Source organism: Thermostichus sp. MS-CIW-25 (genome assembly GCF_054060015.1).
Genome location: NZ_JBSSCS010000010.1, coordinates 39,305 through 53,765, shown reverse-complemented (window position 1 = coordinate 53,765; position 14,461 = coordinate 39,305). Strand labels below are relative to the sequence as shown.

Sequence of the window (14,461 nt, the reverse complement as noted above, 5' to 3'; positions counted from 1 at the left end):
GTGGGTCTGACCTGGGCCGTTTCCGGCCTCGGCAGGGTGCGTTCTATTCTTCTCTTCCCTCCCGGAGGTTGTGATGAACCCTCCAACTAACCCGAGGGCCTGCAGCCCGCTTGCACGAGCGGGAGCCTTCGCCCCCATCCATGTTGTGGGCGGGGGGTTGGCGGGGACAGAGGCCGCTTGGCAAATTGCCCAGTTAGGAGTGCCTGTCATTCTTTCGGAGATGCGCCCCGTGCGCCAGAGCCCGGCCCATCACACCGATCAGTTGGGGGAGCTGGTGTGCAGCAACTCCTTTGGGGCTGCGGCCAGCGATCGGGCGGCAGGGCTGCTCAAGGAAGAACTGCGACAACTGGGATCCCTGGTGATCGCGACGGCGGATTGCCATGCAGTGCCGGCAGGAGGGGCATTGGCAGTGGATCGGGCCCGCTTCAGCCAGGCTCTCACAGAAGCCATTCAAAACCATCCCCGCATCACCCTGCGTCGGGAGGAGGTGACGGAGATCCCGGAGGGCATTGCCGTCCTCTGTACCGGCCCTCTGACCAGCGATCCCCTGGCCAAGGCACTGCAAGCCTTTACGGGCCTGGAGTACCTGAGCTTTTTTGATGCGTCTAGCCCCATTGTTACCGGGGATTCGTTGAACCGAGCGGTGGTGTTTCAGGCTTCCCGCTACGACAAGGGGGAAGCAGCCTATCTCAACTGCCCCATGACGGAAGCGGAGTACGAACGGTTTTGGCGGGCGCTGGTGGAGGCGGAGCAGGCGCCCCTCAAGGATTTTGAACGGGAGGAGCGCAAGTTTTTCGAGGGCTGCTTGCCGATTGAAGAAATGGCGCGCCGTGGCAAAGACACCCTCTGTTTCGGCCCCTTGAAGCCGGTGGGGCTGGTGGATCCGCGCACGGGATCCCGTCCTTACGCGGTGGTGCAGTTGCGGCAAGAGGACAAAGCAGGGCAGCTGTGGAACTTGGTGGGCTTTCAAACCAACTTGAAATGGGGAGAACAGCAGCGGGTCTTTCGCCTCATCCCCGGCCTGGAACAGGCGGAGTTTGTCCGCTTTGGGGTGATGCACCGCAATACATTTTTGAATTCGCCCCAGCTTCTGTGGCCGACCTTGCAATTTCGTCGCCGACCCACGCTGTTTGCCGCCGGCCAGTTGGTGGGCACCGAGGGCTATGCCTGCGCGGTGGCAGGGGGATGGTTGGCCGGACAGAACGCCGCCCGCCTGGCTCTGGGGTTGCCCTTGATCACGCTGCCCCCCGAAACAATGATGGGATCCCTGTTTCAGTTCATCAGCAGCGCCGATCCCAGGCACTTTCAGCCGATGCCGGCCAATTTTGGGCTGTTGCCGGATTTGGAGGGGCGCAAGCTTCGCAACAAGCAGGAGCGCTATGGCCGTTACCGGGATCGGGCTTTGGCTGCTCTGAGGGCGACTGGGTTGGTGCGCCAAGTGCAAACTGCCTAGGGGAGGCCCAGGCTGGAGCGTGTTACCAACGGTTGCAGTCCGAAGTCAAAGTCGAGATTGAGCGTTAGCTTGAAGTCGATAAGCCTTGCGAAGGCCGACGAAGACACGCTGTGAATATTCTGGTCGTCAATGCCGGTTCCAGCAGCCTCAAATCCTCCCTATTTCTGGCGGTTGAGGGAAGGGTGGAGGCCACGCCCATCTGGCAAGCCCAGGTGGATTTCACCTACAAGCCGGGGGAGGCCCTCATCCAGACCCGTCGGCGAGGCGGTGGGTGGGAACCTTTTCCCTCCGTTTCACCTGAGAGGGGGATCGGCCAATTGGCCCCGCTGTTTCAAAGCCTCTGGCAAGGGGAGGGATCCCTGCTCTCCCAGGCGGCTGAGATCGGCGGCGTTGGCCATCGGGTGGTGCATGGGGGATCCCTGTACCGGCAGCCTACCTTAATTACACCGGAGGTGGAGCGGGCGATCGAGCAACTGATCCCCTTGGCCCCAGCCCACAACCCTGCCGCGCTAGCCGGCATTCGTCTGCTGAGTCAACTGTTGCCCGGGATCCCTCAGGTGGCCGTTTTCGACACCGCCTTCCACCAGCAAATGCCCCCGGCAGCAGCCCTCTACCCCCTCCCCTATGCCTGGGCTGAACAAGGGATCCGCCGCTACGGGTTTCATGGCATTAACCACGAGCATTGCGCCCGTCGCGCTGCCGAGATCTTGAACCGACCCCTGGAAGAGTTGCGGCTGATCACCTGTCACCTGGGCAACGGCTGTTCGTTGGCGGCTATTCGCGGGGGCAGAAGTGTGGACACCACCATGGGCTACACCCCTCTGGAGGGCTTGATGATGGGATCCCGGTCGGGGTCAGTGGATCCGGGCATTTTGATCCATCAGTTGCGCCAGGGCATGAGTGTGGATGAACTGGATCGGATCTTGAACCGAGAATCAGGGCTGAAGGGCGTTTCCGGCCTAAGCAGCGATATGCGGGTTGTGTTGGAGGCAATGGAGGCAGGCCATGCCCGGGCGGAGCTGGCTTTTGAGCTGTTTGTTCACCGTCTGCGCAGCCAGATTGGGGCGATGCTCATGAGCTTGGATCGGCTGGATGCGCTGGTGTTTTCTGGGGGGATTGGGGAAAACTCAGCACCGGTGCGGGCGGCAGCCTGTGCAGACCTAGGTTTTTTAGGGATCCAGATCGACCCGGTTTTGAATGCCGGATCCCCCCGCAACTGCGATATCAGCACTTCGGATGCTCCGGTGCGGGTTCTGGTGATCTCAGCCCAAGAGGACTGGGCCATTGCCACAGCTTGCCAAAACCTTTTGCAAGGGGAATAGACGAAGGATTCCAGGCTGCTTCTCGCCAGGTTCTCTCCTTTCCGCCCGCTGGCTTGGTGGAGACAAACTCTAGACAATAAGCTCAAAAAAAGAAGACCTTTTGGAGTGGAGGAAAACCATGCAGCGAAGGCATGAACGGATCCCATTGCTGGTGCTGCTGAGCAGTGTTCTGGTGGGGTGTGGGGGCACGACCGGCAGCAGCGATCTTCTGCCCCTGCCGCCTCCCATACCTGCTCCATCCCTCACCATTACTGATCTCTCTCCGCGCACCGTCTTGGTGGGGCAAACTCCAACCTTTGTGGTGTCTTTCCGGGTAGAGGCCCCTGCCGGGATCCGGGGTTCCAACGCCTTTTTGGCTTCCGTCACCACCCCACTGGGCAATTTCGTAACCCTGGGAGCTTTTGATGCTGCTCAGTTGCCCGGCTGCTTCGTTGGGGCGACCACCTGCACCGTTACAGGGCTGACCCTGACCCAGAATCGCTTTACCCTCACTCAAACGGGATCCCATCAGCTCACCATCAGTGTGTTCGATCGGCAGGAGCGGCTGGGCAGCGGCAGTTTCACATTTACCGGAGTGCTTTGAAAACGGTTTGGATAAAGACACAGAGGATACTAGTCTTGCAGGATCCCCAGAAACTCAAAACTCACTCTAGGCCCTATCTCTCAGGTGGATTTCTGAGGCTTCCGGCCAAGGGATCAGGCCACCTCGGTCAAACTTGAACGGCCTCGCCGTTCCTGAGGAGATCGAGTTTTGTTGCTTCAAATCGGGTGGGGATAAAGTCGAGTATGTAGTCACTCTAAACATCATGGTCTAAACATCATGGTCTAAACATCATGAATGAAACCTTTCCGTCTGGCTCCCCTCTCCCTCTGGAAGAGGAGCTGAGGGTGGTCGCGGAAGCGGCGCGGAGCGTTTGGGCACGGTCTCCAGCAGGAATGTAACTCGGAGACCCCAACTCAGGTGATCCGGATCAGCGCAAGCCTTTGGTCAGGGGAGTAGGTTATAGTTATCCAAAAAGATAACAATTTTGACAAAAAAGACATCTTCTGCTTTTCCCAAGCTGACCTTTCGATAAGCTGAAGCCGATCACAGGGAATGGAGGCACTGAACGGTGGAGAATGGGATCGTGTGTCAACTCACTTTAGAATGGACCGAAGCCGACCGGCGTCGATCGCAAACGGTTTCGCCTGTTCCCTCTAAGCTGGTTACCATTGGACGGGATCCCAGCTGTGATGTGGTGCTCAATGACCCAACTCGCTCGGTCTCAGGAGTTCACGCCGGGCTTTATTTTGATCCCAAAACCTTAAACTTTCACATTCGCAACTTAACTCGGGATCGTTTGCCTCCTAAGCAGCCCAACCCTGTCTGGGTGAATGGCCGAAAAATAATTCAGGAAGAGCTTGCGCTTGAGGCCAATAGCCAAATTCAATTGGGGCGCGTTGTGCTGAGCGTGAAGTCCATAGAAGTGGCCAGGAAGAATCAGGGGGTTCCCCTCAGCCGAGGCACTTTGGACACCCTCAAGGTTAAGTGCAGCCGCCTGGAAAACCCTCACTACCTGCCCCCAGAATATCAGGGTCAGAATTGTCCCTACTGTGGACATTTGGTCTTGAGCGCTACCTTGGTGATCCCTCCTCCAGAAGCTGGCAAAGCCCCACAACCTCCTCTCTAGAGGACCAACCCTTTCTATTCTTCTTAATTCTTCTTACAGATCCCAGTGGCTGATCCAAGTCCGTGGGGGATAGAAAAAAGGGATCCCGGGCAAACCAAAAGTGACCTGTGAGGTCGCGCTGTTCTGTGTTTTCTCAATGGCCTCTTCATGATCTTTGTAAAGGTAAGCAGAAGCTATGCAAATTCAACTGAGCTGGGAAGATCCCATCACCGAAGAACAGCAGGAGCTGATTTTTCCATTGCCTCTCGCCTTGGGCAGGGAGCTGGCCCAATTGCCACAGGAATGGCAAGGTCGAGAAGTGGCGCGGGCTGTGTTTGCCAGCCAGGAGATCTCCCGTTATCACGCCCTCGTCTATCTCGGTGAGGATGGCCAGGTCATCTATGAAGATCGCAGTGCCAACGGCAGCCGCATCAATGGGGAAAAAATCCGTCAGGCACGCCGGGTGCTCCAGGGGGGAGAAGTGGTGGAGCTTGGCCCCTACAGCATCACCGTGGGTTTGGTGTCCCCCAGGGATCCCAATGCCACCCTTTTGACCGGCACCCCTACTCTTTTGCTGGAGCCGCGCACCGAACTGATTCGCCCGGCCACCCAACCCGACACCGCATTTGAGGTTCCCCCGGCTTCCACGGTGGTTTTTGCCCCAGAGCAGCTTCCCGAGGTGCGGCCTGGCTCGGATTTTCCGCCGCCGGATTTGTTTCGAGCTGAGCAAATTGCCCTGAGCGCCCTCAAAGCCACCGGACTACCTGTGGAAGAGACCCTCTATTTGGCCTTGGGCGGCGGTATCGGCAGCTTTGTCTGGGTGGATACCCTGCGCATCTACGGGGTCAGACCGGAACACATCCGCGTCATCAGCATTGCCCGCAAACCCTACGAACGGTATGAACGGCTTTTGACCAACTGCCAGATCCCCCGCTGGAAGCGAATTCGCTCTGGCTCCGATTCTTGTCCAGACAACATTTGGGGCTGGCCTGGCTATGCTCTGCGGGATGCTTGGCGTTCCTTTTTCTCCGGCCGATTGTTGGAAGCATTCGGCTTTTTGTGGCAGGTATTTAGTGAGCCCTTGTTGGCAGATACCTATACGCCGCGGGCGGGGGATGTATTTGCCTCAATGGATCGGGAGGCAGCCCGAATTGGTTGGGAGCAAATGTTGTGTTACGGCCATATTCGCGCCATTCGCAAAACGGAGGATGGGCGATATGTGGTGGCCTATTCGGCAACGCGGCCCGGCCATACGGATCACCGTTTTATGGTGGCCAAGTATCTCCATTTGGCAACTGGATATCCGGCCATCAAGTTGCTCAACGACCTGCAGGAGTTTCGCGAAAAAACAGGAGATTTGAGATCGGTGGTACACGGCTATGAGCCTCATGATCACGTTTATGAGCAGTTGGAGAAACAAGGTGGCACCGTCCTAATTCGGGGATTTGGGATCGTCGCCTCTCAGGTGATGGAACGCCTTTACGAAGCCCGCAAAGTCAACCCCCGCATCTCGGTGGTGCATCTGAGCCGTGCGCCCAAAAGCGGTAATCGCTTCGGACGAGCCAAACGGGCAGTGGATAACCATTGGGAGTTTCAGCCCTTCAACTGGCCCAAGGGCACTTGGGGAGGAGTTCTGCGGGCCAAATTGGAAGCGGCGACCCCCCTGGAACGGCGCGAACTGCTGGAAGCTTGGGGCGGCACCACGACAGCAAGTCGGCGGAAATGGCGGCGGATCGTGCGGCAAGGGTTGCGAGAGGGCTGGTACTCGATTGTGTTCGGCAAGGTGGAGTCGGTGGTTCCCGGCGACAAGGGTAAGCCGGTAACCTACATTCGAGGTACCCACAACAACACGCAATTAAAGGTGGAGGCCGATTTCGTTATCGACTGTACGGGTTTGGTTTCGGATCCCATGACCAATCCTCTCCTCAACGATCTAATTACCCACTACAACCTGCCCCTCAATCCTCACGGACGCCTGCACGTTTCCAACGATTTTGAGCTGGCGGAGATGCGCAACCGGGATGGGCGGATGTACGCTGCCGGGATCATCACCTTGGGCGGGCCTTATGCGCCGGTAGATACGTTTTTGGGCTTACAGTACTGTGCCCATCGCTCGGTGGAACACCTGGCTCGACTGCGGGCACCGGGGGTCAAAGGTCTAGAAGGGATCCGATCCCTGTGGCAATGGTGCAAGTGGGCCTTGAACATCAGCCCTTAGCTTGCCGACATTGGGCAACGCTCCTGGATTTTGCCGGATGTTTATGGTTATCAACGCTATTGTTGGCGACACATCATGGCTATTCCCCATCCCGTTGAACTTGGTGAAAGGGGTGTTGCGTTGATCCCCAACTCTTCTATACCAAAGGGGGAAGGGTTGGGGGTGAGGGCCAGAAGGTTCCCTCAAACAGACTGGGAGCGACACGGATCCTGATGATCTCGATAGGCAAAACTGCTGGAGGAAAAGATGACTCCGACCCTGATTGGCCGCTGGCAAACTCGCATTTTCTTATTGGCCACCGTTGGTGTTTTGGCAAGTTTACCCTTTTATTTTGGGATCACCGGACATGGCGGCAGCCTCACCTATTTTTGGGTATTGCTCTACGTAGGTCTGTTTGGCTGTGTTTGGGATGTCGTTTATAACTATCTGATGGGGTGGATGTGGGATCACGATTGGCCTGGGATCCTTCAGCTTTTGGCCGGCATTTGGGAAGGGCTTTTTTTGGGTACAGTCTTGAAGGTGGTGGGTCTTCCTTATATCCCAACCCAACGGTTTGACTTGGGAGATTTTATTCTCCACTACAGTGTGGTCTGGGTTTGCCTTTACCTCAGCGCTTGGGTGGTGATGCGCATTTTGTTTCCCCGCTGGCGCTTTCGCGGTGGAGAGTGGCTGGGGCCATGGCCTCGCTCTGGCAGCTAGAGAGGGGATCCACTGCCGCTAGAATCAGGCTGGGAGATCTCCCCGGATAAGTCTGTACAGGCTGAGGGGAGTTGAAAAGTTGTTGCTGACCCAGATTTTTGCCCCATGCAAGCCTGTACCCTGATTGCCCGCGCCAAGATCAACCTCTACCTGGAAATCCTCGGCTCCCGTCCTGATGGGTATTCAGAGGTGGCGATGGTGTTGCAGAGCATTCATTTGGCGGATCGACTGCAGTTGAAGAGCCGTCCTCACGGGATCCACCTCACCTGCGATCGTCCAGAAGTGCCTGCAGATGCCCGCAACCTTGCCTATCAAGCCGCTGAGCTGCTGCAAAAAGAGTGTCACTCTGCCGCTGGCGTGGAGATTCACATCGAAAAGCACATTCCGGTGGCAGCAGGTTTGGCGGGGGGCTCGGCTGATGCGGCGGCGGTTTTGGTGGGGTTAAACCAACTGTGGGGGCTGGGCCTGACGGTGGGAGAGTTGCAGAGCTTGGCAGCCCGTCTGGGATCCGACATTCCCTTCTGTATCCAGGGGGGAACGCAACTGGCCACCGGGCGCGGGGAAGTTTTGGAGCCGCTGGCCGATTGGGAAGGGATCCCTGTGCTGCTGGCCAAGCCCAAGCACCTGGGGGTTTCCACCGCCTGGGCCTATCGAGCCTTTCGTTCTCGTCAGGGGAGCTTGGGAGGGGATGCCCTACCCAAACCCGCGCTGCCCACCTTGCCGCAGGCGTTGGCGGCTCTCAGCCGTCAGGATCCGCCGGCATTGGCCAGGAGTTTGCGCAATGACCTGGAACAGGTGGTTTTGCCGGAGTACGCGATTGTAGGGGAACTGCGCCAAGCTCTTCTCTCGGCGGGGGCCCTGGGATCCCTGATGTCGGGGTCGGGGCCAACGGTCTTCGGGATCATGCCCAGCCTGGAGCTGGCCGCCCAAGTGCGCGACACCCTGCGTCGCCAGTTTCAGGATGTAGAGTTTTGGGTGACGCAGTTTGCCCCCACTGGGATTCTGCTGCAGCCGGATCCCTGTAGCCTCAGTCCTACCTAGGTTGTCGACTGGATGGGCTGAATGTGGGATCCCCACCAGCCTTCTCTACTCTTCCCTCGACTTGGCATAGTAGTTAGGATAAGCATCTAAATTTAACCTTGTGTTCACAGACCGCTGGCTTCGGCGGTCGATCCATCTCTCTGCTCTGAACCTCCCTCATGCCGCCCATCACCAAGATCCTGATCGCCAACCGAGGTGAGATCGCCCTGCGCATCATCCGCACCTGTCAGGAAATGGGGATCCGAACGGTGGCCGTTTACTCCACCGCGGATCAGAACTCTCTGCATGTCCAACTGGCGGACGAGGCTGTTTGCGTAGGAGATGCCCCGGTGGCCAAAAGCTACCTCAACATCCCCAACATCATCTCGGCAGCCCTCACCCGCGGAGCCACTGCCATTCATCCGGGCTATGGGTTCTTGGCGGAGAATGCCAAATTTGCCGAGATGTGTGCCGACCACAACTTGATCTTCATCGGCCCCTCGCCAGAGGCGATGCGCAAGATGGGCGACAAGGCCACGGCCCGCGAGACCATGCAAGCGGTGGGGGTGCCGACGGTGCCGGGCAGCCGCGGGTTGATCACCTCTGAGGAGGAGGCAGTGAAGCTGGCGGAGAAAATCGGCTACCCCGTGATCATCAAAGCCACCGCCGGTGGCGGGGGGCGGGGTATGCGGGTGGCGCGGGATGCCCAGGAGCTGCTGAAGATGCTGCGCACCGCTCAGGGGGAAGCCCAAGCAGCTTTTGGCAACGGCGGGGTTTACTTGGAGAAGTTCATCGAGCGCCCCCGTCATGTGGAGTTTCAGATCTTGGCGGATAGCCAGGGCAATGTGGTGCATCTGTACGAGCGGGATTGCTCCATTCAACGGCGGCATCAAAAGCTGTTGGAAGAGGCCCCCAGCCCGGCTTTGACTGCAAGCTTGCGCGCCCGCATGGGAGCAGCGGCGGTGAAAGCGGCCAAGGTGGTGAATTATGTGGGGGTGGGCACGGTGGAGTTTTTGCTGGACAAAAATGGCCAGTTCTACTTCATCGAGATGAATACCCGCATCCAGGTGGAGCATCCGGTTACTGAGATGGTGACCGGGCTGGATCTGATTGCCGAGCAGATTCGCATTGCCCAAGGTCAACCCCTCACCTTTCGCCAGAAGGATGTGGAGTTGCGGGGCCATGCTATCGAATGCCGCATCAACGCCGAGGATCCCAAGCAGCAGTTTCGGCCTTGCGCTGGCACGATCAGTGCCTATTTGCCCCCTGGGGGGCCGGGGGTGCGCATGGATTCCCACATCTACACCGACTACACCATTCCCCCCTATTACGATTCGCTGTTGGGCAAGCTGATCGTCTGGGGGCCTAACCGGGCAGCAGCCATCCGCCGCATGCAGCGGGCTTTGGGGGAATGCGCCATCACTGGGGTGCCCACCACGATCCCTTTCCACCAGCAGATCCTGCGCCACGAGGCTTTTTTGAGGGGCGAAGTGTACACGGACTTCATCGCTCAGCATTTGATGCCGGGGTAGGGGCCGAGTCCAAGCTGGAGCTTGCTCGCAGGGGAAGGATAGAGTTGGTTGAGGGTTGCCAGTGGGCTAAAGATGAGGGATCCCCGACCTGGTCAGGTTCGACAGACTCAACCGAGCGGCCCTGCTCCCAGCCTCAGCCATCTGGCGGCGCAATTTTTGCAGGAGCGGGAGCGGGATCTGGCCCCCGCCAGCCGCCGTACCTACCGCATTGCTTTGGAGCAGTTTGCCAAAACTTGCCCGGTGCCGCTGCCCCAGGTGCAGCCCGCCCACGTCCAGTCCTTTTTGAACAGCTTGAAAGGGCGTCCGTTCCAGAGCCGCTCCGGCCAGCGAATCCATCCGCCCGCTTCTCCGGCCACCTACAACCTCAAGCGGTTGGCTTTGCAGCAATTTTTTGAATGGGCCAGGCAACGGGGTTACCTTCAGGATCCCCTGCCCACTCAAGCCATTCGACCTGCTCGCCTGCCTGCGCGTTTGCCCCGCGATCTGGATCGGTTGTTGTTGCAGCGGGTGTTGCAGCGGGCCCAAAACCATTCTCTGCGCTACGCGGCTTTGATTCGCCTGATGCTGGAGTGCGGGCTGCGGGCCCAGGAGCTGTTGGACTTAACCGTTCAAGATTTTCAAATCAGCCCTGAGGGATCCCTGTTGGAAGTGCGCTGTGGCAAGGGGAGTAAACCTCGCGCTGTGGCAGTAGGGGATCCCCTCTCCGAGCTGTTGCAACAGTATCTGAGCCGAGAACGGGGCCCGTGCGCGCCGACGGATCCCTTGTTTGTTTCCCAATCGCGCTGCTTGGCCTACCGAGGCCGCCCCCTGACCTACGATGGCCTGCGCCACATTGTTCTCAAGCTCACCGAGCCTGAGCCAGGACATCAAACCCCTCACCAGTTTCGCCACAGCTTTGCCACCTTGTTGCTGGATCGCGGCGTTGCCCCCGAACACATTCAGCACTTGCTGGGCCACACAACTGCCGCCATGACGATGCGCTACACCCAGCGGGCCAACTTGAGAGCAGCCATCGCCCGTTCCCGCGAGATCTTGGATCAGGGCTTGGTTTAGGGATCCCTTGGTGTGCTATGGCCTCTGTCGTTTCCAGTGAGACAGACGCGGATTGCTCGCAGAAAGAGGGATCCCCAAAAAGAGATCAAGGATCCTCAAGGACGGACAAACCTGACTAAGGTGGTTGGAATGACCTGAAAACAACCGATAACCAATGGGTTATTTCAAGTTACACGCTGGAGAGGAATGTAGAGCACATGCTCTCTCCCCTTGCCAATGGGCAACTGCGGCCCAAGACTGGCCTTCTGTTGTTCCAACCAGATGATCAGGTTTTTGTTCTCAGGATAGTATTCCAAAACATACTTGATGAAGTCATCAATTGTACATGGCTCGTTGAAACCTCCCATCCACTGATGAAAGTGGCTATGCACTTCGCTGGCTATAGTAATCAGGTTGGAAAGATTTGCTGCAATCTTTGGATAGTGCGCTTCAGAGTAGAGATGGTGAACCGTTAGGCTACTGGCTGTTTTTCGAGTAACTCCACAGAGATTTTTATCCCTTCTTCTTGCAAGCTCTTTTGCTCTTTCTATCTGCCTTTGTCTATCCTGGATTGTCTTGACGATTGCCTGAATCTGGGGTTCAATGCGTTCGCCAACATCTCGACACCAGTCTTTTCTGTGGTTTTGCTTGAGGACTTCTACCATAATCTTGGCAAGCTCATAGATGCCTCGCAAAGAGAGGTAGACAGTGTCGTCGTTGCCAAAGCGTGTGTAATGAACGTCTTTGATGAGTTTACTTTGTTTTGATGCAATCTCAAGCGCTTTCTTAAGGTAATCAGTTCGAGTTCCAAAGATCGTCACAACATCTTGAAGAGATAGCCAAAACTGATCTTGTCTTCTGACCAGAGAGGAGCTGTTTTCGAGGATCCTATGATCCACCAGAGCCTTCTGCCTCTTGCGATACTCTTCCTTGAACCAATTCCTAATGCTTGTGCTAATGCTTGTGTCTGTAGAGTACTTACGACCTTGCTCTGACCTAGACCTTAAAAAGGATAAAATGGCGTAAGCACCAGACTGCGTGTATTCTCTCAGCCCCGAACTTTTGTTGATAACGCGATAGTCTTTACCTTCCACCAGTTCCCACTCATCATCAGGGATACTGTCAAAGTAGGCTTCAATCTCCCTGAGTTCCTCAAGGCTGATACCCAAAAATTCGGCGAGCTTGTTTGAAGAAACATAGACTATAGCCATTGCTCAAATTTCTCCGTAAGGCTTTTGTAGAAGAGAGTCAATCGCTGGAAAATTTTGTCATCCCCGGTTGGAGAATCGGGATGGTAGATCTTGCTCAGGCGATAAAAGGCAGCTTTGATGTCCTCATTGGTAGCTCGATCGGGGTCAAGTCCAAAAACCCGCCATGGCAAGTCGTACTTGAAGATGTTGATCCCGTTGATGCAGCCATACCCCTCTTCCCCCTCTTCGTTGGGAAGGATCCCGATGTGCTGACGATAAATGCGCTCCAAATCGTCTATGTTGGATAAGCTCAGCTTGCCCATGCCGCTGGTTGCCAGTTTGAAGCTGGCTGACTTTCTCAGCTCGGCTGCGTTTTTAACGCCAAAGTGGTTGTAAATCGCTTTCTGCAGCTCTTTGACAGACAACCGAGGCGGTGGCTGTAGCTGCCTGACCACAAACCGCGCAAAATTCTCCAGGAGTTCCTTAGAGATGCCGTAGGTATCGGAAAGGCGCTGGATTTCTGCAGCAATCGCCCCTTGCGGATCGGGCTTGGTCTCTTCTCTTGAGGTTGCCCTAGTTGTTTTTGGTTTTGTGCTGGCGGCTTTTTTGGGCATGGCTTCCCCTCAAGTCAGTGATGCCAAGTGTAGATCCGCACAAAACTTATAGGCTGTCTGTGAATTTATTTGCACAATGATGCAGACAATCTTAGGTCAGTGTAACAATGTTGCCGGTACCTGTAAAGCTTTGCACCACATAAGCTTCGCCATACCGATGCCCAGTTGGATGGCTTGGTGTGGGGAGCAGATCCGCACTGGGCGGCCCCGCAGGCGAATCTCGCCAGCATCCGGCTGGTAGAGGCCCGCCAGCATGTTCATCAGGGTGGTTTTCCCGGCGCCATTCTCCCCCCGGAGAGCGTAAATCTCCCCGGCCCGTAGTTCAAAGTCCACGCTAGAGCGCCCCCAGCTTGCCTGTTCGGTTGAGTTCCCCCGCCAGGATCCCTACCAGACAGGCTCTCTCATAAAAAGGCTGATCATAAATGGAAGGCTCTCTGAAGAAAGAGGTACACAGGTTGAGTACCACCTTTCCTTGGCAGTGAACGTATTTCCGGCTACTTTTCAGCGCCAACTTGGGGCCGCCCCTTCAGCTTTTGGGGATCAGTCGCTTCGGACAGGCAGCACGGATGTGGGATTCGCTCAGGTCGGGCATGAGAGCCAAGGCCCGCTGGGCATCAATTTGCGCTTCGCACACCGCCTCCAGCACCTGTTCGGCCATCAGGGAAAGGGGCATATCGGCAGTTTGTTCGGGATCGGTATCCAGGGAAATTTGTCGGACTCCCACAGGGGGGGGTGGCAACACCGGCGGAGCTGCCTGCGGGGATAGGGTAGTGGAAGTGCCCACCTCCAACTGCGCTTCTGCCAGGGCCACACCGCGCCCCACCATCAACAGGGATCCCAGCAGCAGGAGCCATCCCAGCCCACGCCCCCCTTTGCGGAACTGAGTCGGAGCCTTCTGCTGTCGCTCAAGGCTGCTGATGTTTACGGCCCTCTTGAACCTGTCACCGAGCATGTCACCTCTCCGAAACCACCCCTTTGCTCAAGATATCCAACACAACTTGAATTTGCAGTAGGCTATCGTTGGCCCTCCAGGTAGTGCCCACCCGTTGCCAAACTTTGCCCGCTCCAGCCCTGCCCCCTCTATGGCCCGTCTGTCTCAAGAGCTAGCCCGGTTTTCCCGCCTTCCCGAGAGCCCAGAGCAACCAGAACCCTCCCCGGAAGGGTTGATCCGCATCGAAGACATTCTAAAACTGGCGGGCGAGCGCAGTTTTGGCTTGTTTTTGGCGGTGCTCTCTTTCCCTTCTGCTTTGCCTCTGCCGGCTCCCGGCTATTCCACTCCCTTTGGCGTGGTCATCCTGTTGCTGGCCGCACAAATGCTGGCAGGGCGAACCACTCCTTGGCTGCCGAAATGGGTGTTGCAGACCTCTATTGAACGGAAGCATTTTCAAAAGTGGGTGCAGGCTGGGATCCCGTGGCTGCAGCGTATTGAAAACATTGCCCGTCCCCGTTGGAAGCAGCTTTGCACCACACGGCTCGGCCAAGTCTGGCTGGGCACCTGGATCGGCTTGATGGGGATTTCCATGATCATCCCCGTTCCAGGCACCAACACCCTGCCGGCGATGGGGGTTTTCGTCACCGCTTTTGGCCTCCTGGAAGAAGATGGGATCCTGTGCAGCTTGGGATCCCTGATCTGTGTAGCAGGAGGACTGCTGACCACTTCCATTTTGATCGGCCTGTGGTTGGGGGGAACAACCCTTTTGGATTGGCTGGGGAGATAGCCGTGCCGACACCG

The 14,461-nt window shown here is 57.1% G+C and carries 13 protein-coding genes and 1 pseudogene; 10 read left to right on the top strand and 4 right to left on the bottom strand.

From position 1 onward, the window contains the following. The first annotated feature begins 73 nt into the window (after positions 1–73). The 9 genes from trmFO (at position 74) to ACVWZ1_RS05680 (ending at position 10,946) form a co-directional block, all read left to right on the top strand. Positions 74–1,453 (top strand): FADH(2)-oxidizing methylenetetrahydrofolate--tRNA-(uracil(54)-C(5))-methyltransferase TrmFO, encoded by a 1,380-nt coding sequence (gene trmFO, locus ACVWZ1_RS05720; RefSeq protein WP_457502804.1) that lies wholly within the window; start codon positions 74–76, stop codon positions 1,451–1,453. Positions 1,454–1,563: 110 nt separating this feature from the next. Next, the gene (locus tag ACVWZ1_RS05715; protein WP_457502803.1) at positions 1,564–2,775 is read left to right on the top strand and encodes an acetate kinase; all 1,212 of its coding nucleotides are present in this window, start codon (positions 1,564–1,566) and stop codon (positions 2,773–2,775) included. Between the two features lie 118 nt (positions 2,776–2,893). Further along, positions 2,894–3,358: a hypothetical protein gene (locus ACVWZ1_RS05710; RefSeq protein ID WP_414344699.1), complete on the top strand. Its 465-nt coding sequence runs from the start codon at positions 2,894–2,896 to the stop codon at positions 3,356–3,358. A gap of 544 nt (positions 3,359–3,902) precedes the next feature. Then, positions 3,903–4,445, top strand: coding sequence for an FHA domain-containing protein (locus ACVWZ1_RS05705; protein ID WP_414419741.1), 543 nt, complete (start codon positions 3,903–3,905; stop codon positions 4,443–4,445). 175 nt (positions 4,446–4,620) lie between these two features. Beyond that, a complete protein-coding gene (locus ACVWZ1_RS05700; RefSeq protein WP_457467039.1) occupies positions 4,621–6,642 on the top strand; it encodes an FHA domain-containing protein in 2,022 nt (673 codons plus the stop codon). Between the two features lie 246 nt (positions 6,643–6,888). Further along, positions 6,889–7,341, top strand: coding sequence for a hypothetical protein (locus tag ACVWZ1_RS05695; protein WP_414388642.1), 453 nt, complete (start codon positions 6,889–6,891; stop codon positions 7,339–7,341). A 105-nt stretch (positions 7,342–7,446) separates the two neighbouring features. After that, the gene (ispE, locus tag ACVWZ1_RS05690) at positions 7,447–8,382 is read left to right on the top strand and encodes a 4-(cytidine 5'-diphospho)-2-C-methyl-D-erythritol kinase (protein WP_457467040.1); all 936 of its coding nucleotides are present in this window, start codon (positions 7,447–7,449) and stop codon (positions 8,380–8,382) included. Positions 8,383–8,540: 158 nt separating this feature from the next. Then, entirely contained in the window at positions 8,541–9,893 is a 1,353-nt protein-coding gene (gene accC / locus ACVWZ1_RS05685; RefSeq protein WP_414423734.1) for an acetyl-CoA carboxylase biotin carboxylase subunit, read from the top strand. A 72-nt stretch (positions 9,894–9,965) separates the two neighbouring features. Next, entirely contained in the window at positions 9,966–10,946 is a 981-nt protein-coding gene (locus ACVWZ1_RS05680) for a tyrosine-type recombinase/integrase (RefSeq protein WP_457502801.1), read from the top strand. 164 nt (positions 10,947–11,110) lie between these two features. On the opposite strand, the gene ACVWZ1_RS05675 is transcribed toward ACVWZ1_RS05680, so the two are convergent. From ACVWZ1_RS05675 to ACVWZ1_RS05660, 4 genes and pseudogenes are all read right to left on the bottom strand, one after another. Continuing rightward, complete coding sequence (locus tag ACVWZ1_RS05675) at positions 11,111–12,136, bottom strand: hypothetical protein (protein ID WP_457502800.1); 1,026 nt, start codon at positions 12,134–12,136, stop codon at positions 11,111–11,113. After that, entirely contained in the window at positions 12,127–12,729 is a 603-nt protein-coding gene (locus ACVWZ1_RS05670; RefSeq protein ID WP_083757641.1) for a J domain-containing protein, read from the bottom strand. Before ACVWZ1_RS05670 ends, ACVWZ1_RS05675 begins: the two co-directional genes overlap by 10 nt. 150 nt (positions 12,730–12,879) lie before the next feature. Continuing rightward, positions 12,880–13,062: pseudogene (locus tag ACVWZ1_RS05665) on the bottom strand (ATP-binding cassette domain-containing protein); the annotation flags it as partial. Between the two features lie 193 nt (positions 13,063–13,255). Further along, positions 13,256–13,681, bottom strand: a complete 426-nt coding sequence (locus tag ACVWZ1_RS05660) for a hypothetical protein (RefSeq protein ID WP_011433014.1) — start codon at positions 13,679–13,681, stop codon at positions 13,256–13,258. Positions 13,682–13,811: 130 nt separating this feature from the next. On the opposite strand from ACVWZ1_RS05660, the gene ACVWZ1_RS05655 reads away from it, so the two are divergent. Continuing rightward, a complete protein-coding gene (locus ACVWZ1_RS05655; RefSeq protein WP_457502828.1) occupies positions 13,812–14,447 on the top strand; it encodes an exopolysaccharide biosynthesis protein in 636 nt (211 codons plus the stop codon). The last annotated feature ends 14 nt before the right edge of the window (positions 14,448–14,461 follow it).